This is a genomic window from Streptomyces sp. NPDC002935, assembly GCF_040611295.1.
Taxonomy (GTDB): domain Bacteria; phylum Actinomycetota; class Actinomycetes; order Streptomycetales; family Streptomycetaceae; genus Streptomyces.
Genome location: NZ_JBEXNW010000037.1, coordinates 46,250 through 67,863, shown reverse-complemented (window position 1 = coordinate 67,863; position 21,614 = coordinate 46,250). Strand labels below are relative to the sequence as shown.

Annotated in this window: 19 protein-coding genes; 9 read left to right on the top strand and 10 right to left on the bottom strand. The window is 68.7% G+C overall.

Translation table 11 applies throughout. The features are described from left to right. Window positions 1-11: 11 nt before the first annotated feature. Window positions 12-1,178: a 3-deoxy-7-phosphoheptulonate synthase gene (locus tag ABZX90_RS35585; RefSeq protein ID WP_351134182.1), complete on the bottom strand. Its 1,167-nt coding sequence runs from the start codon at window positions 1,176-1,178 to the stop codon at window positions 12-14. 46 nt (window positions 1,179-1,224) lie between these two features. Next, the gene (locus tag ABZX90_RS35580; protein ID WP_351134180.1) at window positions 1,225-1,734 is read right to left on the bottom strand and encodes a PhzA/PhzB family protein; all 510 of its coding nucleotides are present in this window, start codon (window positions 1,732-1,734) and stop codon (window positions 1,225-1,227) included. Window positions 1,735-2,072: 338 nt separating this feature from the next. On the opposite strand from ABZX90_RS35580, the gene ABZX90_RS35575 reads away from it, so the two are divergent. From ABZX90_RS35575 to ABZX90_RS35550, 6 genes are all read left to right on the top strand, one after another. Continuing rightward, window positions 2,073-2,869 (top strand): IS5 family transposase gene (locus tag ABZX90_RS35575; protein ID WP_355211955.1). Its coding sequence is split into 2 segments (ribosomal slippage): window positions 2,073-2,403 and window positions 2,403-2,869, totalling 798 coding nucleotides; the frame shifts between segments, so codons are not numbered across the junction. A 448-nt stretch (window positions 2,870-3,317) separates the two neighbouring features. After that, window positions 3,318-4,676, top strand: a complete 1,359-nt coding sequence (locus ABZX90_RS35570) for an FAD-binding monooxygenase (RefSeq protein WP_355211952.1) — start codon at window positions 3,318-3,320, stop codon at window positions 4,674-4,676. Window positions 4,677-4,689: 13 nt separating this feature from the next. After that, complete coding sequence (locus tag ABZX90_RS35565; RefSeq protein WP_355211949.1) at window positions 4,690-5,799, top strand: hypothetical protein; 1,110 nt, start codon at window positions 4,690-4,692, stop codon at window positions 5,797-5,799. Between the two features lie 299 nt (window positions 5,800-6,098). After that, window positions 6,099-6,962 carry an oxidoreductase gene (locus ABZX90_RS35560; protein ID WP_351134174.1) on the top strand — a complete coding sequence of 288 codons (864 nt, stop codon included), beginning with the start codon at window positions 6,099-6,101 and terminating at the stop codon, window positions 6,960-6,962. A 99-nt stretch (window positions 6,963-7,061) separates the two neighbouring features. After that, window positions 7,062-7,247, top strand: coding sequence for a hypothetical protein (locus tag ABZX90_RS35555; RefSeq protein ID WP_355212030.1), 186 nt, complete (start codon window positions 7,062-7,064; stop codon window positions 7,245-7,247). Window positions 7,248-7,268: 21 nt separating this feature from the next. Then, window positions 7,269-7,598: a hypothetical protein gene (locus ABZX90_RS35550; RefSeq protein ID WP_351134171.1), complete on the top strand. Its 330-nt coding sequence runs from the start codon at window positions 7,269-7,271 to the stop codon at window positions 7,596-7,598. Window positions 7,599-7,817: 219 nt separating this feature from the next. Here ABZX90_RS35550 and ABZX90_RS35545 read toward each other — a convergent pair whose 3' ends face one another. Next, complete coding sequence (locus ABZX90_RS35545) at window positions 7,818-9,035, bottom strand: magnesium and cobalt transport protein CorA (protein WP_355211945.1); 1,218 nt, start codon at window positions 9,033-9,035, stop codon at window positions 7,818-7,820. 187 nt (window positions 9,036-9,222) lie between these two features. Here ABZX90_RS35545 and ABZX90_RS35540 point away from each other — a divergent pair, with 187 nt between their 5' ends. Beyond that, window positions 9,223-10,329, top strand: coding sequence for a winged helix DNA-binding domain-containing protein (locus ABZX90_RS35540; RefSeq protein WP_355211942.1), 1,107 nt, complete (start codon window positions 9,223-9,225; stop codon window positions 10,327-10,329). A 158-nt stretch (window positions 10,330-10,487) separates the two neighbouring features. Here ABZX90_RS35540 and ABZX90_RS35535 read toward each other — a convergent pair whose 3' ends face one another. From ABZX90_RS35535 to ABZX90_RS35525, 3 genes are all read right to left on the bottom strand, one after another. After that, window positions 10,488-11,279: a serine protease gene (locus ABZX90_RS35535; protein ID WP_351132699.1), complete on the bottom strand. Its 792-nt coding sequence runs from the start codon at window positions 11,277-11,279 to the stop codon at window positions 10,488-10,490. A gap of 413 nt (window positions 11,280-11,692) precedes the next feature. Then, a complete protein-coding gene (locus ABZX90_RS35530; RefSeq protein ID WP_355211939.1) occupies window positions 11,693-14,542 on the bottom strand; it encodes an AAA family ATPase in 2,850 nt (949 codons plus the stop codon). A 150-nt stretch (window positions 14,543-14,692) separates the two neighbouring features. Then, window positions 14,693-15,535 (bottom strand): helix-turn-helix transcriptional regulator, encoded by an 843-nt coding sequence (locus ABZX90_RS35525; RefSeq protein ID WP_351132695.1) that lies wholly within the window; start codon window positions 15,533-15,535, stop codon window positions 14,693-14,695. Between the two features lie 101 nt (window positions 15,536-15,636). Between ABZX90_RS35525 and ABZX90_RS35520 the strand changes: the two genes are divergently transcribed. Together ABZX90_RS35520 and ABZX90_RS35515 are read left to right on the top strand one after the other, a co-directional pair. Then, the gene (locus tag ABZX90_RS35520) at window positions 15,637-17,316 is read left to right on the top strand and encodes an AMP-binding protein (protein ID WP_355211935.1); all 1,680 of its coding nucleotides are present in this window, start codon (window positions 15,637-15,639) and stop codon (window positions 17,314-17,316) included. Beyond that, window positions 17,313-18,926: an AMP-binding protein gene (locus ABZX90_RS35515; protein WP_355211932.1), complete on the top strand. Its 1,614-nt coding sequence runs from the start codon at window positions 17,313-17,315 to the stop codon at window positions 18,924-18,926. The genes ABZX90_RS35520 and ABZX90_RS35515 overlap by 4 nt, the downstream gene beginning before the upstream one ends. A gap of 12 nt (window positions 18,927-18,938) precedes the next feature. Here ABZX90_RS35515 and ABZX90_RS35510 read toward each other — a convergent pair whose 3' ends face one another. The 4 genes from ABZX90_RS35510 to ABZX90_RS35495 all read right to left on the bottom strand — a co-directional run bounded on the left by ABZX90_RS35510 (window position 18,939) and on the right by ABZX90_RS35495 (window position 21,506). Beyond that, window positions 18,939-20,195, bottom strand: coding sequence for an ATP-binding protein (locus tag ABZX90_RS35510; protein ID WP_351132689.1), 1,257 nt, complete (start codon window positions 20,193-20,195; stop codon window positions 18,939-18,941). Beyond that, window positions 20,182-20,478, bottom strand: a complete 297-nt coding sequence (locus tag ABZX90_RS35505; RefSeq protein ID WP_355211929.1) for a hypothetical protein — start codon at window positions 20,476-20,478, stop codon at window positions 20,182-20,184. The genes ABZX90_RS35510 and ABZX90_RS35505 overlap by 14 nt, the downstream gene beginning before the upstream one ends. Window positions 20,479-20,487: 9 nt before the next feature. Continuing rightward, window positions 20,488-20,847, bottom strand: a complete 360-nt coding sequence (locus tag ABZX90_RS35500; RefSeq protein WP_351132685.1) for a hypothetical protein — start codon at window positions 20,845-20,847, stop codon at window positions 20,488-20,490. A gap of 203 nt (window positions 20,848-21,050) precedes the next feature. Further along, entirely contained in the window at window positions 21,051-21,506 is a 456-nt protein-coding gene (locus ABZX90_RS35495) for a hypothetical protein (RefSeq protein ID WP_355211926.1), read from the bottom strand. Window positions 21,507-21,614 lie beyond the last annotated feature (108 nt).

Sequence of the window (21,614 nt, the reverse complement as noted above, 5' to 3'; positions counted from 1 at the left end):
CTCTAGGAATGTCAGTACTCGGACCACGCCGAGACCACCTTGATGGCCTGGGGGGTGTTGAGTCGCGGATCACACAGGCTGGTGACGGGGCCCGACCCCAGCTCGGCCGTGTCCAGCACGCACTCGGTCACGTCGTCGGGGGTCGCCTCGAGGTGAAGCCCCCCGGCCGGAACCCCCGCCAGGTCCAGGACCCGCCGGAAGCCGCGGACTTCCCGGGCGACGGTTTCCACGAGCCGGTACTTGGTGCCGTCAGCCGCGCAATCGGTGTTCCCGTGCATCGGGTCGCTGAGCCAGACCACCGGGTGCCCGGCCGACTGCACAGCCTCGACGAGCCGGGGCAGCCTGTCAGCGACGAGGTCGGCGCCCATGCGCACGATGAGTGAAAGCCGGCCCGGCTCCCGCTCCGGGTCCAACCGGTCGCACAGCTCGACGATCTCGCCGGCGGTCATTGACGGGCCGACCTTGCAGGCAACCGGGTTGGCCACCTGGGCGAGCAGTGCGACGTGCGGGCCGTCGATCTGCCGGGTCCGCTCGCCGATCCACGGCCAGTGGGCGGAGCCGAGCAGGTGCCGACCGCCGTCGAGCTCTCGGAGCATCGACATCTCATAGTCCAGAAGCAGCGCTTCATGGCTGGTCCAGACAACAGGCCCGTCAAGCCGAGGTGCTGACCCGACCCACCCGAGCTGCGTCGTGATCTCCCGCGCCGCCATGTAGCCCGTGAGCATGCGCAGTGGATCGGGACGCCTGCTCTCGTGGGTGGGCTCCGGCCCGTTGATCATGTGTCCGAAGAAGGACGGCAGTTCGTCATCGCCGAGTTTTTCGACCTGGCTGGAGCGGGGCTTGGAGAACTGCCCTGCGATCCGCCCGACCCGCAGCGTGGGCTTGCCGGTGGCGGTCTCCAGGTTCTGGGCGAGCAGATCGATGAGTCCGGTCTTGCCTTGAATGTGCCCAGCGGTGCACTCGGCTGGGTCCTCCGCACAATCCCCGGCCTGTAGCACCTGCATTTCGCCGGTGGCGACGCGGGCCAGGTGGGAGCGGAGGTTCTCCACCTGCGCCGCGGTCACCAGCGGTGTGACGGATGACAGCATCGCTCGTACGAGCTCGACCTGTGAGGGACTGTCCCATTCGGGCTGATGGCGCGCCTGGGCCCTATCGATGTCGGCAAGGATGTTTCCCATAACGACCTTCTCCATTGATTGGTAAGAAGACGCCGGCGAACGGCGTTCAGGTCGGTATGTCGGCCCGCTTGACCTGAGGGACGGCGATGCCCAGAGCCCTGAACTGCTGGCAGGGGTTCATGAACTCGCGCTGGCGCTTGATCTTCCCGTTCTCGAACAGGAAGGAGTGCAGGAAGTGATTGCGGTAGTGACCGTCGGGATAGTCGGGGAAGCGGATCGTTCCCTCGCCGTCGCATTCGACCCAGAACTGGTTGGGGTCCTGCGTGTCGAAGATCTCGATGTTCGTCCAGGCCCAGTCGGGGAAGCACTTGAGCGACCATTGGCCGTGGTCACCCAGTCGGTCTCTGCCCGTGATGACGATCGGCTGCCCGGTTTCGGTCGTCCAGAGACCACCGGTGCCGTCTTCGGTGAACAGAAGGTGCCGACGCAGGCGATCCTCCCCGCGGGTATTCATGTACTGCTCCACGATCGCACGGTTGCTCGCTCGCAGTTCCGCGTCGCCGCGGGACCTCGACAACGTATCGGTGGTTTCAGCGGTGCCGGTGATGTCGACCATTGGCTCTTCCTGTAGTGCCGAAGTAAAGCGGGATCACCGCGCGCACAAGGGCAGACCCAACAAGTCATGACGACGCCGAAAGAGCACAATCATGCATTGGTTCATGAGATTTCTGTTGAACCCCCCTCCCGCGCTCGGCGGGTAGGCGGAATCTTGTTCATACCGTGGCTGGTTCGGGAAGCCGATCACCGCTGTCTGGCGAAAAATTCCAGCCGGTATCACCGTCTGATGGATCTGCTCCATGGCGGGCGTGACTCTGCCTGACTACTCGTAACACGATCTTGTGGCTGTGGGCTGGTGGGCCGTGTCCGGTGTGACGATTCGTCCGTTGTGGTGGTGTGAGTGCACCGTGGATGGTCGATGACGAGCTGTGGGCGCTGATCGAGCCGGTCCTGCCGCCTAGGCCGGAGCGCTCCCCGGGACCGCGGCCGGTGGACGACCGACTGTGCCTGCAGGGGATCCTGTTCGTGCTGTTCACGGGCATCACGTGGCAGCAGTTGCCGCCTGAACTGGGCTTCGGCTCGGGGCAGACCTGCTGGCGCCGGCTGTGCCGGTGGACGGAAGCGGGAGTGTTCGACCAGGTCCACCGGACACTGCTCGCGGAGTTGAACGCGGCCCGGCGGATCGACTGGACGGGCGCCTGCGTGGACTCCTCCCACGTGCGGGCGAAAAGGGGGGTGCCGGGGTTGATCCGTCGCCGGTCGATCGCGGCAAGTCGGGCAGCGAACACCACCTGATCCGCGACGGCAGCGGCACGCCGCTGAAAGTGATCACGACCGGCGGCAACGTCCCCGACATCACCCAGGCACTCGCCCTGTCGACGGCGTCCCGTCCGCGGCCGGCCGGCCGGGTCGGCCACGCAAGCGGCCGTAGTCCCTTCCCGGTGAACAAGGGTGACGACAGTCGGCACGTCCGACACGAGCTGACCCGGCGTCGGGTCCTGCCTGTCATCTCCCGTCGAGGCGAGCCCGACATCCGCGGCCTCGGCAAGCTCCGCTACGTCATCGAGCGGACCTTCGCCCCGCTCCACCAGTTCAAGCGCCTCGCCACCCGCTGGGAACGATGCCTCGACCTCCACGACTCACTCGCATGCGCCCTCATCTACTGGCGAAGGATCAACAAGCCGACACCATGATCGTGTTACGAGCTCTGAGCCCCGATCCACCGATCGGGGCTCAGAGCGACGGCCAGTCGACCGTCCGGGAGTCGGCCCGCCTGCCGGCCTGCACTCCTATCCCCTGTATGAGGGACGCCCGCGACTACTACTACCGGCAGCCCGGAGCTCCGGACCGGCACCGGTGCCCGGACAGGTGCCGCCGGCCTGGCCGCCGGCGCGCGCTGGACCCTCGCATCCGACGTGAATTTCGGCCACGCGAGCCGCGCTCGATGGAACGAACAAGCCAATACGGCGCCACGTGCGGTGGCCAAACCTATGGGGCACTTATGTTCGCGGTGCGCTGCGCACCTCGATGATTTCCATATCGAAGGATTCGGGAAACTATCGCCCGAGCATCGGCCGCGATCACCCATATCTTGCATGACATACCCCACACAAGACACTTGCCCAACCAGAAGGAATTCCAGTGAAGCGTATCGGTGAACATGCGGTGGTGCTGGGAGCGAGTATTTCGGGTCTACTTGCCGCCCGGGTGCTCTCCGAGGCATTCGACCGGGTAACGGTGGTAGAGCGTGACCAGCTGCCGGAGGGGCAGCGGACTCAGCGGCGAGGTGTGCCGCAGGGCCGCCACGCTCATGGCCTGCTCTCCAAGGGTGCGAAGATCTTCGAGGAGCTGTTCCCCGGGATACTCGACGACTTCGTTGCCGGTGGCGCGCCCGTCATCGACGGACCTGCCGAGCTGCGGATGAGCTTGGGCGGGCACTTGTTGTGCATGGACGGCGAGTACGCCGATCTGTCCCGCACCTACCAGCCGAGCCGGCCGCATCTGGAGAGTCGGCTCCGCGCCCGGATAGGGGATCTTGCGAAGATCAAGATCATCGACGAGTGCCAGGTCACCGGCCTCGAGACCACCTCGGACAATGGCGCTGTCACGGGTGTGCGTGTCAGGTACGTGGGCAGCGGCTCTGAGGATGTGATCCCCGCCGATCTGGTGGTGGACGCGACCGGCCGGTCCGGACGGACCACCAAGTGGCTGGTCGAGATGGGATACGAGCCGCCGCTCGAGGAGCGTATCGACGTCGACATCATGTACACCAGCCGGTATCTGCGGCCGGCCCCTGGTTCGATGGGCCGTGAGAAGGTCGTGATCATCGGGCACGCACCGGGGAGCCCCAAGGGCGCGGAATTCCTGGAGGAAGAGGACGGCCGCTGGGTCCTGACGCTGATCGGTTACCGCGACCACCATCCGCCGACCGACCCGGCCGGGTGGGTGGAGTTCGCCAGGCCGTTGGTTCCCGACCACGTCTTCGCGGCGATCCGCGACGCTGAGCCGCTCAGCGAGATTTCCGCGCACCGGTTCCCGGCGAGCGTGCGCCGTCGCTATGAGAAGCTGACCCGATTCCCGCGCAGGCTGCTGGTGGTGGGCGATGCGATATCCAGCTTCAACCCCATCTACGCCCAGGGGATGACGGTTGCCTCGCTCCAGGCGATGGCGCTGCGTGACTCGCTGAGCGGTGACCTGGATCAGGTCGGGCAACGATTCTTCCGCAAGGCCGCCAAACCCATCGGCGTCGCCTGGAAGATGGCGACCGGCAGTGACCTGGCCCTGCCTCAGATCGAAGGCCCGAGGCCACTTCCCGTGCGGCTCATCAACTCCTACATGGACAAGGTGCTCGCCGCGGCCGAAACGGACATGGTCGTGGCCGAGAAATTCCTGAAAGTCCAGTACTTGCTCGAACCGCCGACAGCAGTGTGCACCCCGGGCATCATGTGGCGCGTTCTGATGGGAAATCGCCGGCGGCGCTTCCCGGCACACACCAGTTAATGGAGGTAACGAAATGACCCTCTCCATCGCCGACAAAATCCTTCGGCTCTCCCTGACCACGTTCCCGTTCATAGATGCGTCACAGTTCTTTCCATCGCTCTCCACGTACAAGGTTGACAGGGCCTTCGAGCTCGCCGAGTTCGAGGAGGCCATGAAGCACTTCTTCCGGGGGAATCCGCTCTTCTCCAAGTGTCACTTGGTAGAGCTGACCTTCGACACTCCTGAGGATTTCCCCCTCTCGTCCTTCCAGGAACTCCTCGCGGAAAAGTACGAGAGCTACTACGACAGCTTTCTGCTCGCCTCCGTCACCTATCGCTCCGACCCGCACCTGCAGGGCATCTTTACGTGCATACCGTTTCCGCTGCAGGACGGATACAAGGTTTTCCGATTCCACCAGGCTCTGATGAGGACCCTGAAGACTCGGGAGGACGGCTTCCGGATCGCCGAAGGCCTCGCAGAGCTGGAGATCCGGGCTGACGAGCTGGCAGCCTTCTTGCCGCCCGCTCAGACTTCGCCCTCCGGTGCGAGCAAAGAACTCCCCGTCACCTTCACCGAAGGCTCTGAGCCGCCGGTCAAGATCGGCCCCTTCATGGAAAAGATGAGGGCAGATTTCCTTGACCGCGACAGCGCGAACATGTTCGTCCTCAAGAACAGCCTTTACTCGCCGAAGCTGCCTCTTGGCAACACGCTTCGGTTTCTGACGGTGCCGCGAAGCGTCATCGAGCAGAGCACGGGAATCCAGATCCGTGACTACTATCGCGCCGAGGAGCAGCGCGAGATGGACGCACTGTCCCGCATCGAGCGGCGAGAAGACTTCATTGAAGCCGGCCAGGCCCGAATCGGGAAGATGATTGCCACGCCCGACGTCTTTGCCGTCAACAACTACGGCAATGTATCGGCGCACGACGGGTCGGACGCCCATGCGGACCAAGGCACGCTCGTGAAGTACGAGTGGCATATGCCGCTCATCGTGTTGGGACTTACCGTGGGCGAGAGGTCCGGACTCTCGTGGACCATCACCATTCGCGACAAGGCGTTCAACTTTGCGACGGTCCGAAATTCCCCGCAGGATGACGCCGTCAAGGTGGCTACCGGAGCAAATCCGGCAGCATCCGTCGCCTGAACCGCCGGTGTGCCGCTAGTATCTGCGTGCTGCTTCAGGAGGTTTGGGCGCAGCGGTGACGTGCAGGAACGAGGGGTCTGAGGCTCGGCCTCAGAGTAAATGGCTTGATTATGCGTGAAACACTCGAAGATTTCACGAATAATCAAAGACCGCTCGTCTTCTACCGGTCGGGTGGCCAGGGGCTCGCGCCCCTGGCCACCCGACCGCGTCCCTGCCTCCGCCGCACATGGGGAAGCCTGCCCAATGGACGCGCCGAGCGGTCCGCAACGATGCCGTGAACAGACCCGAGAGGCCTTCGGATGAATATCCCCGCCCCGCAGACGTTAACCCTCGCCGACGACCTGAGCATCACTCGGATGGGATACGGCGCGATGCAGCTGACCGGTCCCGGTGTCTTCGGACCGCCCAAGGATCGCACTCGGGCGATCGCCGTACTGCGCGCGGCGGTCGAGCTCGGCATCACCCACATCGACACCAGCGACTTCTACGGGCCGACTGTCGTCAACAAACTGATCAAGGAGGCCCTGCACCCCTACCCGGCCGGTCTGCACATCGTCACCAAGGTCGGCGTCCGCCGCAGCGCCACCGGCGGCTGGATCACCTCCCTGGACCCCGCCGACCTCAAGGCCCAGGTCCACGAGAATCTCCGGCACCTCGGCCTGGAGACCCTGGACGTGGTCAACCTGCGCACGGCCGCATTCGGCGGTGACGGGTCCTCCATCGCCGAGCCGTTCGGCACCTTGGCCGGCCTGCGTGAGCAGGGCCTGATCCGTCACCTCGGCCTCAGCGGGATCACCGACGCCCAGCTCACCCAGGCCCAGGCCATCGCCCCCGTGGTCACCGTGCAGAACCAGTACAACCTGGTCGACCGCGCCGACGACGACCTCGTCGCTCGCTGCGCCGAGGAGAACATCGCCTACGCCGCGTTTTTCCCCCTTGGCGGCGGATTCCACCCGCTGCGGTCACGGATCCTGCGCGACGTCGCCCGCAGCCTTGGCGCCTCCGAGCAGCAGGTGGCGCTCGCCTGGCTGCTGCAGCGCTCGCCGTCGACGGTGCTGATCCCCGGAACCTCCTCAGTCGCTCACCTGCGGGAGAACATCGCCGCGGCTGACCTGCAACTGCCCGACGAGGCGATCGCCGAACTCGACACCATCGGGCAGTGACCCTGTGGGCCCTTGTTCCGGCGCAGGGCATTGGCAGGGAGCTGACGATTAATAACTTCGATGTTCTGTAGGGTGGTTGGCTCGTAGGATCCCGGTGTGATGGCGGGGATCGAGGCGGCGCTGGTGGAGAAGTTCGCACGGTTGCTGCCGCATCTGGATGAGCGACGTCGGCGTCCGGTACTCGGCGCGGATGCGCGGGCGCTGGGACACGGCGGGATCCGCGAAGATCTCAAGCGCGGAGCACCAGTCGATGACAACTCGAATAAGACCAGCAGGATCACCTGACACTAGAGAAGGCGGCAACCAATGAAAATTCGAGACCTCCACAACGAATTCACCGCGGACCGCGCCGCCGCCGAGCGTGCCTACTATGGGAAATTCCTCACTCTCGAGGGAATCTCAATCCGAACGGGCGAAAGCCAATATGGTACGCCGGTGGTGGATGTGTCAGATGTCCCCGGAGGTCCCCACCTCGCCATCTTCGTGCTGCCGTTCGACCACCGAATCAAGGAATCGTTCCGGCTTGTCGAGAGCGTCCCCCTGGGCGTCACCGTCACCGTCAAGGGAGAATGTCGGGTCTTCAGCGAGGACGGGACAGTGCTGGTCATCAAGGAGTGCGAACTCCTCACCCCATGAGTCCCAGGGGCGTTTCAAAGTCCCGGTGATCACGTGAGTCCGCAGGTCGCGGTGGTGCGAGAAGTGCGGGTCGGGCCGTCACGGATGCGACGAAGCTCCGGTTGAACGGGGTGACCTTCCCAAGTCGCCCTGAACCGCCGGAGCTTCGATGTGCCGCAAGCGATGCCCGCTACTCTCCGCGCTGTACTCCCTCGCGGCAGCGCCTCACGGGGCGATTGCTCAGAGCCAGTCCCGCCGCTTGAAGATGACGTACAAACTGGTACAGACAACCGCCATCAGGACGATCGCGAAGGGGTATCCGAACACCCAGTGCAACTCCGGCATGTGGGTGAAGTTCATGCCGTAGATCGTGCCGACCAGTGTCGGTGCGAACAGAATGGCCGCCCAGGAAGAGATCTTCTTGATCTCCTCGTTCTGTTCGAAGCCCGCCTCCGCCAACGCGCGCATCTCGGCGTTCTGTTGCTGGGTGACCAGCGTCGCGTTGACGGTGAGGATGTCGGTGAGGGCCTGGCGGAAGCCGTCGACGCGCTCGCTGGTGTGGGTCACGTGGTCGGCGACGTCGCGAAGGTAGCGCTGGAGTTCCTCGTCCGTCCCGTACTTGGCGAAGCCGGCCATCAGGTTGTGCAGCATGCCGACCAGCGGGCGGGTGGCCCGCTGGAACTCGACCATCTCGCGGGAGAGTTCGTAGATGCGGCGGGAGACCGCGGGGTCGCCGCGGAAGACCTCGGTCTCGATCTCGTCGATGTCGTTCTGGACACCGAAGACCACCGGGACGTAGCCGTCGACGACGGAGTCGAGGATCGCGTAGAGGACGGCCTCCGGGCCGAGCCTCAGCAGTTCCGGGCTGCCCTCCATACGGCGGCGCACCGCCGAGAGGTCCGGCGCCGCGCCGTGCCGGACCGTGATCACGAAGTCGGGTCCCACGAACACGTGCAGCTCGCCGAAGTCGACCTCCTCGACCGCGTCCAGATAGCGGGCGGCGCTCAGGACGACGAACAGCGTCTCGCCGTAGCGCTCCAGCTTGGGACGCTGATGCGCCTCCATCGCGTCCTCGACGGCCAGCGGATGCAGGTCGAACTCGGCCGCCAGCGAGAGGAGTTCGGCCTCCGTCGGACGGGCCAGGCCGATCCACGCCATGCCGGCCGGCTGTTCGCGCAGCTCACGGAAGGTATCGGCCAGCGAAGCGGGGGTCGACACCCGCACCCCGTCGCGGTACAGCGCGGCCTGGACGACGCTGGCGACCTCGGCGGGTTCCGGCGAGGGCGGGGCGGTGTCGGGTGCCGGAGGCTGCGGGGGCGGCGCGGACGGCGGGGTCAGCGCGCGCCGCCAGACGGACATCCGGGTGGGCTTCGCGCCGGAGTCCGCTTGCGCGGAGTTGTCCGTCTCGCTCGTGCTCTTCCGGTTCTTCGAGGCTGGGCGGGCGCGTCGCTCGGACATCGCGGCTGCCTCCAGGGTCGAACGTACGTCTGTGTGATCACGGAGCAGGATATACGGGGCAAACGGTCCGCGAGTGTCCGGCGGCATGGGGATCGGCACGGGATCGCCATCGACACCGGGATCGGCGCCGGGATCGAGTGGGAGTTGCGGACAGAACGTGTCCGCAAGCGGCGATAGCGTGCCGAGTATGACGAAGACGACCGCGACGGCCCCCGTGCTCGGCACCCGCGCCCTCAACCGCGCGACCCTCGACCGTCAGCTGCTGCTGCGCCGCTCCCCGCTGTCCGCGACGGCCGCCGTCGAGCACCTCCTCGGCCTGCAGGCGCAGAACGTGAAGCCGCCGTACTACGCCCTCGCCGCCCGGTTGGAAGGGTTCCGGCCCGAGCAGTTGTCGGCCGCCATGGGCGCACGCGACGTCGTCCGGATCGTCACCATGCGCTCCACCATCCACACCCACACCGCCGAGGACGCCCTCACGCTGCGTCCGCTGGTGCAGGCCGCCCGGGACCGGGAGCTGGGCCAGTTCCGCAAGGGGCTCGTCGGCGTCGACCTGGACCGGCTCGCCGCGATCAGCCGTGAGCTGGTGGAGGTCGAGCCGCGCACCATGAAGCAGCTGCGCGAGGCGCTGCTCACCGAGTGGCCGGACGCCGACCCGTTCGCCCTCTCCATCGCGGCCCGCTGCACCCTGCCGCTCGTCCAGGTCACCCCGCGCGGTCTGTGGGGCCGCAGCGGCCAGGTCGCCCTCACCACCGCCGAGCACTGGTTGGGCCGCCCCGCCGGGCCCGCCCCGGCGCCCGACGCGACCGTGCTGCGCTATCTCGCCGCTTTCGGCCCCGCCTCGGTCAAGGACATGCAGACCTGGGCCGGACTGACCCGGCTCCGCGAGGTCTTCGAGCGGCTGCGGCCGCGGCTCGTCACGTTCCGCGACGAGAGCGGAGGCGAACTCTTCGACCTCCCCGACGCGTCCCGCCCGGACGCGGACACCCCGGCCCCACCCCGCTTACTGCCCGAGTTCGACAATCTGCTGCTGTCCCACGCCGACCGTTCCCGGGTCGTCCCCACCGACCTCAAGGGACGCACCTGGCAGGGCAACCAGGCCTACTGCACCCTGCTCGTCGACGGATTCCTGTCCGGCCTGTGGAAGCTGGAGGAGGGCGCTCTCGTCGTCGAGCCCTTCGGCAGGCTCACGAAGGCGCAGCGGGACGAGGTGACGGCGGAGGGGGAGCGGATGCTCACGGCGATGCACGACGGGGAGGAGTACGCCGTCCGGTTCGGCACGGTCGCGCAGCCCTGAAGCCTTGGGTGCCGGCGGACAGGAGGGGCACTGCGGGGAAGCTGTCCGCCGGCGAGCGCGAGGGGCCGGGACGTGGATGAGGGGCGTTGCGGGCCGCTCGTGGAGGCCCGCAACGCCCCCCGGCTTTACCTGAGGGGTACTCAGGAGATCAAGAGTGACTACGAGTTGACCTGCGTGGTCACGAGGCTGGAGAACGTCGTCAGGCGGGTGTAGACACCCGGGTAGCCGGCCTCCGCGCAGCCCTCGCCCCAGGACGTGATGCCGGCCAGCACGCCGCCGATGAGCAGCGGGCCGCCGCTGTCGCCCTGGCAGGTGTCGACGCCGCCGGAGGTGTAGCCGGCGCAGACCATGTCGGTGGCCACGAAGTCGGAGCCGTACGAGCTCGCGCAGCTGGAGTTGGACACGATCGGGACGGTCGCGGTCCGCAGCTGGTTGGAGGAGCTGCCGTTCTCCGACGTGGTGCCCCAGCCGATGATGCGGGCCGTGGCGCCGGTCGCGTACACGCCGGTGTCCGAGGAGGAGACGTACTTCGCCGTGGTGTACGACATCGACGTCGACAGGGTCAGTACGGCCACGTCGTCGCCGTTGGTGGCGTCCGTGTAGCCGGGGTTGATCCAGATCTTGCTGACCTTGCTGACGGTGCCGTTCGTGCCGTTGAGGTACGTTCTGCCGCCCACGACGCGGACGCTGCTGGTGCTCTCGCCGACCATGCAGTGGGCGGCGGTCACGACCTTGTTGGCGGCGACCAGGGTGCCACCGCAGAACTGGTTCTGCGAGGCGTCGGTGATCTGCATCATGAACGGGTACGCGGTCGTGGTGGTCGTCGTGCCGCCGACGATCGGCTGAGGCGCGGCTACGGCGGAGGGGGCGCCGAGCAGCGCTGTCGCGGCGGCGGCAGCGGTCGCCGCAACGACGGCGGCGGTCTTCTTGGCGCGGTTGAGCCCGGACATGGGTCTCCTTGGTGGGTTGCCGGTGGGGGGACGCGCGGGTGTGGGGGGTGATCACGACGCCTGTGGGTGTGGCGCCGTGTGCCCGAGCGAGCGGCACGCCCACACGCTAGGGCGCGCGGCGCCTCTCTCCAATGAGGGAACCCCCTAGTGGCGGTGGGGGAGGGAAAACCCTTGCCCGGGACGAGCCGTGTTTGACGGGGGCGCCGTCCGGTTGGTCCCGGCCCGGGGGCCCCGCCCGCTGACGCCCCCTCACCCGAAGGAGTCACCCAGGAGCTCTACCGTTGTGACCCTGCGCTCTACCGCTCCACGCCGCAGCGTCACCGTTCCGGCCGCACTCTCACCGTTCCGGCCGCTCCCCGGGTCCCGCTTCCCGCATCCCGCTTCCCGGGTCCCGGCGCCGGCGGCGGGAGGCCTCAGTCGGGCCTGCGTTCCGCCGCCAGCCGCACGATGTCCACCCGCGACCGTATCCCCAGCTTCCGGTACACCCGGGTGAGGGTCGCCTCCACGGTCTTGACGCTGATGAACAGGCGCGCGGCGATCTCGCGGTTGGTGGCGCCCTCCATGACGAGGGCGGCGACCTGGCGCTCGGTCGCCGCGAGGGTGTCGAGCGCGGCGGAGGCGAGGGGCGGCGCGGCCGGAGGGGCTGCGGAGGCCGTCTCGACCTGACGGAGCCAGGGCAGCGCACGGCACCGGCGGAAGAGGCGGGCCGCTTCGTCGTAGGAGGTGGGTCCCGGGACGGGGGTCCCCCCTGCGCGAGCGGAGCCGAGAGCTTGGGGGAGGGTGCGCAGACCGGCGAGGGCGTACGCGGCGCGGGCCTCCTCCAGTCCGTAGCCCAGCTTGCCGAGGCGGTCCTGCGCCGACGCCAACTGGCGTTCCGCGGGCCCCTGTTCGCCGCGCGCGGCCCGGACCAGGGCCTCGGCGCGGTCGAGGACGGCGAGGACGCTCTCGCGTTCCAGCCGCAGCGCGCGTCGGCGGGTCACGTCGATGACGTCCTGTGCCTCCGCGGTCTCGCCGATCCGGACCAGGGCCTCGGCGAGGTCCCCGTGCCAGCGGCCGCGGGCGGGATCGACGACACCCAGTCCCTCCTCCAACTCCCTGACCCGGCGCAGGGAATGGACCGCGGCCGACGCGTCCCCGGCGACGAGCTGGGCGTGCCCGAGGGCGCCCAGGGCGCGCGAGAGGTAGACGAGGTCGCCGTCCTCCTCGGCGCGGTCCACGGCCTCGTGGGCGAGGGTGAGGGCCCGGTCCGCGTCGCCGCCCGCCGCCTCGGCGAGCGAGGTGAACATGGCGGTGGCCGCCTCACCGATGCCGGTGTCGCGGGCCAGCCGCGCGCTCTCCCGGGCCAGGTCGAGGGCGCGGCCGCAGTGGCCGGAGCGCAGTTCGGTCTCGGCGAGGCCGCGCAGGAAGTGCAGCTCGCTCTCGACCATCCCGCGCCGCTGCACCTCGCGCAGCAGCGCGGTGACGGCCGTACGGGCCTCCGCGAGCCGGTCGCTCATGATCAGCCAGCGGAAGCGGGCGGCACCGGCGCCGTTGTGGTCGCAGGCGACCCGGGGGTCCTGCGGCTCGCGCATCGCCCGCTGGATGGTCGCCGGCGCGTCCGGGTGCCCCATCAGGGTCTCCATCTGCGCCTGGAAGCCCAGCGCGAGGAGCTCGGTGCGCCGGTCCCCGGCGCGGGCCGCGAGCCGTGCCGCCCGGGCGGCCTCCTCGCGCGCCTTGGTCATCTCGCCGTCCATGAGCAGGGCCCGCCAGGCGAGTTGGTAGCGGACGAGGGCGAGCAGGCCGGGGTCGTCGCCCGCGTCGGCGAGTGCCTGCGGGAAGACGGCGTCGATCTCGGACATGGCCTGTCCGGCGGCGTCGACGACGACCATCCAGGCCCGGACCCGGTCGGCGGGCGCGGTGGCCCGGGACAGCACCTGGCGCGCGATGTCCCGCGCGAGGTCCGTCTCCCCGGCCGTCAGCGCGTCCTCGGCCGCCTGCAGTCGCCGTTCGTCCGGACCCGGCCGGGTGTCGGCCGGCGTGTGCCGGGCGGCGAGCAGCCCGAGCCCGACGGCGACGGAGGGCGCGCCGCGGTCACGGGCGGCGGCCGCGGCCTCGCCGAGCCGGGCGGCGACCGCGGGGTCCGTGCCGGTGGTGGCCAGGGCGAGGTGCCGGGCCCGTTCGATGGGATCGGAGGCCGCGCGGGACAGGGCGGCGTGCGCGGCGCGCCGATCCTGGGCGTCGGCCGCCGCGTACAGGGCGGCCGAGACGAGGGGGTGCGCGAAGCGGATGCCGGGTGTCTCGCGTTCGGTGGCGAGGAGCCCGAGGGCGGCGGCCGAGGCCGTCTCCGCCTCGGCGTTCTCCCGGCCCGCGGCATGCAGCAGGGCCAGCGTCGGGCGGGCTCCCGCGCTCACCACCAGCAGGGTGCGGCGGGCCTCGGCGGACAGCATGTCCAGACGGCTGAGGACGAGCGCGCGCAGCGACGTCGGCACGGGGAGCGGCTCGCCCGGGCTCGGCGGGGTCGGGGACTCGGCGAGGGCGCGGCCCAGCTCCAGGGCGAAGAGCGGGTTGCCGCCGCTGGTGCGGTGGATGTCGCGCACGGTGGAGCGGGGCAGACCGGTGTAGCCACGCCGGCCGAGGAGTTCGGCCACCTGGGCGCGGGCAAGCGGGGCGATCCGCAGGGCGAGGGTCTCCGGCGGGGACGCGCGTAGATAGCGGTCGTGGTCCTGGGCCTGCGGTTCGGTGTCCGTGCGGACGGCGCACAGCATGCGGACCGGCGTTCCGCCGAGCCTGCGGGCGGCGAAGCCGAGCAGTTCGGCGCTGGCCGGGTCGAGCCACTGCAGGTCGTCGGCGACGATCAGCACGGGGCCCCGCGCGGCCAGGGCGCGGAACGCCGAGAGCACCGCGAGCCGCAGCGCCAGACCGTCGCGCTGGAGGGTGGATTCGCCGCGGCCGGTGAGCGCCGACTCCAGGGCGGTGCGCTGCGGGGCGGGCAGCCGGTCGGCGATCTCGTCGACGACCAGACCGAGGAGGTCGGCCAGCGCGAGGAAGGGGAGATGGGATTCGGACTCGGTGGCCGAGCACCGCAAGACGGTCCGTGCCGATTCGGCGCATTCCGCGGCCAACGCCCGCAGGACGGTCGACTTTCCTATTCCCGCCGGCCCGTGCACGAGCACACTGCCGCCGCCGGAGAGCTGCTCGCGTGCCCCCGCGAAGAGTTCCTCCCGGCCGATGACCAGGTCGGGGCGCGGTCTCGCAGGTTCCTTGAAGTCCCCTCGCACGGTCACCGCTCCCCTCGTGTGTCGTGTCCGGGCCAATATTAGGCAATGTCTCTTTGAATTTCGGACAGTCGGGGTGGTGAGGGAAATAACAGCGCCCGCGCATAACTCATTTCACGGTCCGGCGTCTTGAATAAAGAGCGCCAGAAGGGTGGTTCGCTACGGCAGCACACCGGCCCGGCGCGCGGCGACGACCGCTTCCAGACGGGTGTGCGCGCCGAGCCTGCGCATCGCCGAGCGCAGATACCCCTTCACCGTCTCCGGACGGAGCCCGAGCCGCTCGGCGGCGGCCGCGTTGGTCGCGCCCGCCGCGACACAGGCGAGGACATCCACCTCGCGGGGAGCGAGTCCGACAGCGCGCGGAGCCTCCGCGGAGGGTGTCGCCGCGTCGGCCAACCGGCCGCACACGGAGAGGAGTTCGGCCCGCAGCTCCGGATCGGCGATGCGCGGAGCCAGCGCCCGCAGCGCCCCGTGCGCCTCGCGCACCTCCTCCCACGCCGCGCCTCCCGACGCCGGGCCGGGCGCCTGGGCGAGGGCGAGCAGAGCGCGCGCCTCGTCCCGGACGACCAGCGCCTGTTCCACGTCCCGGGCCGCCGCGACGGCCGCCCCCAGCGTGCGGTCGCCCAGGGGCTGGGCCGTCCGCAGGGCGCCGTACAGCACACCACGCACCCGCCGCCGTACGACGACGGGAACCGCGAGGACGGAACAGAGCCCCTCCGTCGCCACCGCCACGTCGTACTCGTGACTGATCTGCCGCGAGGCCGAGTAGTCGCTCACCGCGCAGGGCCGGGCGAGGGCCACCGCCTTCCCGCCCAGGCCGTTGCCCGAGGAGACCGCGAGCGCGCTCAGCGCGGGCGTGGCCGTACCGCTGAGCTCGCTGATGCGCACGAGCCGGCCGCCGGAGTCGACCAGGCCGCCGAAGGCGACCGGCAGCCCCGTGGCGCGTCGCAGCCGCACCAACGCGCCACGCATCTCCACCGACTCGGCTGTGTCTGCTGCCACCTGCTCGCCCCTTCATCGCGGCGCACCCCCGTTCGGGGGTGGTGAGACCTGCATCACGGTGTACACGATGGTAGGCGGCGGTCCGGCAACGAGGAGGACACATGACGGCGACGACGGGCAGGGCGGAGGAGTTCCGCGCCGCGCGGGACTTCCTGCTGGAGCACCGCGCGGACTACACCAAGGCCTACGAGGGCTTCAGCTGGCCCCGCCCGGAACACTTCAACTGGGCCCTCGACTGGTTCGACGTCATCGCGCGGGACAACGACCGCACCGCCCTGCACATCGTCGAGGAGAACGGCGAGCGCGTCGAGGTCTCCTTCGCCGCGATGTCCGAACGCTCCGACCGGGTGGCCAACTGGCTGCGCGCCCAGGGCGTGCGGGCCGAGGACCGCATCCTCGTCATGCTCGGCAACCAGGCCGAGCTGTGGGAGACGGCCCTCGCCGCGATGAAGCTGCGCGCCGTCGTCATCCCGGCCACCCCGCTGCTCGGCGCCGCCGACCTGGTGGACCGGGTCGAGCGCGGCCGGGTGCGGCACGTCGTCGTCCGGGCCGAGGACACCGCGAAGTTCGACGGGGTGCCCGGCCGCTACACCCGTATCGCGGTCGGCGGTACGCGGACCGGCTGGCAGGCGTACGAGGAGGCGGCCGGCGCCGACGCCGCCTTCGAGCCGGACGGCCCCACCCACGCGGACGACCCCCTGATGCTCTACTTCACCTCGGGCACCACCGCCCGGCCCAAGCTGGTGGAGCACACCCATGTCTCGTACCCGATCGGCCACCTGGCCACCATGTACTGGATCGGGCTCAAGCCCGGGGACGTCCATCTGAACATCTCCTCACCCGGCTGGGCCAAGCACGCCTGGTCGAATCTCTTCGCGCCGTGGAACGCGGAGGCGACCGTCTTCCTGTACAACTACACGCGCTTCGACGCGGGCCGTCTGATGGCCGAGATGGACCGGGCCGGTGTCACCACCTTCTGCGCCCCGCCCACGGTGTGGCGCATGCTCATCCAGGCCGATCTGGGCCTGCTGCGGACCCCGCCGCGCGAGGTCGTCGCCGCGGGCGAGCCGCTGAACCCCGAGGTCATCGAGCAGGTCCGGCGCGCCTGGGGCGTCACCATCCGGGACGGCTTCGGACAGACGGAGACCGCCGTCCAGGTGTCCAACAGCCCCGGCCAGCAGCTCAAGACCGGCTCCATGGGCCGCCCGAGCCCCGGCTTCCGCGTCGAGCTCCTCGACCCGGTCTCGGGCGCGCCCGGCGCCGCGGAGGGCGAGATCGCCCTCGACCTGTCCGAGCACCCCGTGGGCCTGATGACCGGCTATCACGGAGACCCCGACCGTACGGCGGAGGCGATGGCGGGCGGCTACTACCGCACCGGAGACATCGGTGCGCGCGACGGTGACGGCTACATCACCTACGTCGGCCGGGCCGACGACGTCTTCAAGGCCTCCGACTACAAGATCTCGCCCTTCGAGCTGGAGAGCGCGCTCCTGGAACACGAGGCGGTCGCCGAGGCCGCCGTGGTCCCGGCCCCCGACGAACTGCGCCTCGCCGTCCCGAAGGCGTACATCGTCCTCGCCGCCGGGTACGAGCCGGGGCCCGACACCGCCAAGGTGCTCTTCGAGCACGCGCGCACCGTCCTCGCGCCGTACAAGCGCATCCGCCGCCTGGAGTTCGGCGAACTCCCCAAGACCGTCTCCGGCAAGATCCGCCGGATCGAGCTGCGCGAGGCCACGGCCGCCGGCTCGGACGCCGAGTACCGCGAGGAGGACTTCCGGTGACCGAACTGTCGTACGCGCACGGGACGAGCGGCACGGCGCTGCTCGGCGACACCATCGGGGCCAACCTCGACCGCGCGGTGCGGGCCTGGCCGGACCGTGAGGCGCTCGTCGACGTGCCCTCCGGGCGGCGCTGGACGTACGCCCAATTCGGCGCCGATGTCGACGAGTTGGCGTGCGCGTTGCTCGCCGGTGGCGTCGCCAAGGGCGACCGGGTGGGCATCTGGGCGGTCAACTGCCCGGAGTGGGTGCTCGTCCAGTACGCCACCGCCCGCATCGGCGCGATCATGGTGAACATCAATCCGGCCTACCGCACCCATGAGGTCGAGTACGTCCTCAACCAGGCCGGGATCTCGCTGCTCTTCGCCTCGCTCAGCCACAAGAGCAGCGACTACCGGGCGATGGTCGAAGAAGTACGGGGCAGGTGCCCGCAGTTGCGGGAGACCGTCTACATCGGCGACCCGAGCTGGGACGCGCTGACCCGGCGGGGAACCCCCGCCCGGTACGACGAACTCCTTGAGCGCGGCGCCGAGTTGTCCTGCGACGACCCGATCAACATCCAGTACACGTCGGGCACGACGGGGTTCCCGAAGGGGGCCACGCTCTCCCACCACAACATCCTCAACAACGGATATTTCGTCGGTGAGTCGATCGCCTACTCCGAGCAGGACCGGGTCTGCATCCCCGTGCCCTTCTATCACTGTTTCGGTATGGTAATGGGCAATTTGGCCGCGACCTCGCACGGCGCGTGCATGGTCATCCCCGCCCCGTCGTTCGACCCGGCGGCGACACTGAAGGCCGTACAGCAGGAGCGGTGCACATCGCTCTACGGCGTACCCACCATGTTCATCGCGGAGTTGAACCTCCCCGACTTCGGCGCGTACGACCTGTCCACCCTGCGCACCGGCATCATGGCGGGCTCGCCCTGCCCGGTCGAGGTGATGAAGCGCGTGGTCGCCGAGATGCACATGGAGGAGGTCTCCATCTGCTACGGCATGACGGAGACCTCGCCGGTGTCCCTGCAGACCCGCAGGGACGACGACCTGGAGCACCGCACCGGCACCGTCGGCCGGGTGCTGCCGCACCTGGAGGTGAAGGTCGTCGACCCGGTGGACGGCGTGACCCGCCCGCGCGGCAGCGCCGGGGAACTGTGCACCCGCGGCTACAGCGTCATGCTCGGCTACTGGAACGAACCCGGGAAGACCGCCGAGGCCGTCGACCCCGGGCGCTGGATGCACACCGGGGACCTGGCGATGATGCGCGAGGACGGCTACGTGGAGATCGTCGGCCGCATCAAGGACATGATCATCCGGGGCGGCGAGAACATCTACCCGCGGGAGATCGAGGAGTTCCTGTACGCCCATCCGAAGATCGCCGACGTCCAGGTGGTCGGCATCCCCCACGAGCGCTACGGCGAGGAGGTGCTCGCGTGTGTCATCCCGCGTGATCCGGCCGACCCGCTCACCCTGGACGAGCTGCGCGCCTATTGCGAGGGCCGCCTGGCGCACTACAAGGTCCCGAGCCGGCTGCGCATCCTGGAGACCTTCCCGATGACGGTGTCGGGGAAGGTGCGGAAGATCGAACTGCGGGAGGAGGCTGCGCGGGAGCGGTGACGGGGGCAAGGGTCAGCCGGGCTCCCCGGCGGTGTCGGCGGTGTCCTCCCGGTCGTCGGTTCCTTCCTTGGCCGTGGCCGCTCGCTGCCCGCCCAGGGCGTGGCGAAGCCGTTCGGCGACAGACTCGCTGTCCGCCTCGGACAGCTCCGCCGTTGTAGTCGAAGGGTCCGGGGCGGCGGCGCCGTCCGGGGCCACTCCTGCGGGGGCACGCTGCTCCTCCAGAGCGGACAACAGGGTGTCCTGGCTCACCGAGTCGAGTTTTCGGCGGGCCGTGCCGATCGCTGCAAGGATCACCGCCAGTTTGATGTCGCGGCCCGACACGTCGGCGACGTCCGCGAGTTGGTCGATCGACACGTCGTCCCGTACCGGCAGTTCCGCGGGCAGATGGGTCTGCCAAATCTGCCTGCGAGCGAGCCGGTCGGGCAGGGCGAAGTCGACGTGCATGAGCCGGGACTCGATCGCGGCGTCATAGCTGTGCGGCAGATTGCTGGCGAAGATGACAAGCCCGGTGAAGATGTCGAGCGCCATGAGCAGTTCCGTACGCATGGAGTTGATGGCGCTCTCCGCTGCCTGCTGCGGCTGTGCGAACCGGCGTGAGAGGAGGGACTCGGCCTCGTCGATGAACAGGACCGCGTTCTGTTCCTTGGCCGTGGCGAACAGTGCGGCGAGGTTCTTCGGTCCGTCACCGTGGTACTTGCTCTCCAAGTCCGACAGCCGACAGGACAGCATGCGTCTTCCGAGCCGGTGCGCGATGGCATGGGCGGCCATGGTCTTGCCTGTGCCGGGCGGTCCGCGGAAGTTCACGGCCGTGGACGGATTGGGCTCGATCGACCGCAGATTCCAGGTGTCGAAGACAAGCGGCGCCACCTCGACGAGCGACACGCAGTCGAGGAGCCGGTCGGCCGTGGCTTCCGGCAGTACCAACTGCTCGAAGGTGTAGAGCGGTTCGACCGTCGAGAACCCCGGCGTCCGTTCCTCTGGGGCGAGTGCTGCACCCGGCGACGCCTGGGGCGTCGTGCCGGTGGCCCCTGGTGGGGGGCCCGATGGGCTTGCGTGAGTGAGGGGTTGACCGTACCCGGCGCTGATGGCGAAGGGCGCCGGCCGATAGCGGCGGATGAGGTCACCGAGCATGCCGAACAGACGCACCCGGAACTTCACCAACTCCAATTCCGGTACTTCTTCCGGGAGTCCGCCGAGGAAGAGCTGTGGTGCGGTCCAGGGGGCCGTGTAATCGTCGTGATTCTCCGGCCGGGGCTCATGTCTTGACACGGATCGCACCCCCTGACGAGGAGACCCTGCGGGCGAGTTCGGGGTCCAGGGCGTGCGTGTCCCACGCCCTGGTGGCGGTGCGGACGCCATTCGGTGCGAAGATTCCGCTGACGACGTGATAATCCCCGCTGGCCAGGCGGGTCGAGAGGATCTCGGCGTACCCGCCCCGCACGGCCTGTGCGGAGATCCACGCGTCCACCACGTCCCACGTCAGCAGGGCCAGCACAGCGCCGGTGGCAAGGCCGCCTGCGAGGAGGAGCAGGATGAGGCTGATCGGTTCCACGCCGATCCCTCACTCGTAGACGACGAGGCCGCGCCCCGCCGCGTGGTTCTGCACGATCTGTCGGCTGGGCTGGCGTGAGCTGGCCAGTGCGCGCGCATCGAGCAGCTGGCCCGACACCGGGTCGAAGAAGCCCTGGACGACTCGTGTGCCGGCGGCCGCGGAGGTCGTGTTGAATACTCCACCCACCTTCACATAGTCCTGGTTCGCGATGCGTTCCGCGAGGGTGAATGCGATGGCACGGGAGTTCTCGGCCTTGATCTTTCCACGGGCCTGGAACCATTCCGTGACAATTTCGATCGTGATGGCGACGATGACCACCGCGATGTACCCGAAAAGGGCTACTGCGGCGGCGATGGAAATCGGATCCATTCTTCTCTTTCTCCGATATTGTTCGTTTCCTTGCGGTCCTGTCTACCTGCGTCGACGGAACCATCGATTCAGTTCTTCTTCATTCGCTATCCTGTTCAAATGCTGCCTCCGTCGGATCCGAAGCGTTGCGAGGAGCATGCCTGCCGCCAGGATCAGTCCGGCGCCCGCGCTCGCCCATTTCACCATCGATTCCTCCCGGTGATCTATGTGAAGATGACGAGTTCACGCCCGGCGAGTAGGGACCGGAGCTCGTCGTCCATGCGCTGCGCCACCATGAAGCGCCCGTAGGGAGCACCTGACGGGGTCAGGCAGGGGCGGTTGCCGCGGTCGACGAACAGCTGGAGGCACGGAATTCCGCGAGGAAAACCATTCCCGGTCAGCAGGGCACCGTGGTGCACCTCGGGAGCGGACGGCCGATCCTCGACGAAATAGCGGACGACCTCGTCGAAGGTGAGCAGGTTCAGGTGCAGCGGTCGCGGCACCTGAGCCAATTTGATCGCCATTCCGCCGAGCAGGTGGAGTGCTGCCGCAATGGCCTCGGCGGGCTCGGGTGGTGGCTCATTCGCCCAGTGCCTGAAGCGGTGCGGACGGCGTTTGTTCGAATCATTTGAATTCTGATCATGCTCGCCGCGGCGAGGCGAATATGGATCACCGGCCATGCTTCATCATCCCCCGGAGCCGTATATCCAGGGCAACGAGTGTAGCGGCGTCAGGTGTTTCGCGTATCGAGATTTCCGTCGATAATCTTACTCGATTTATTGTGCGAT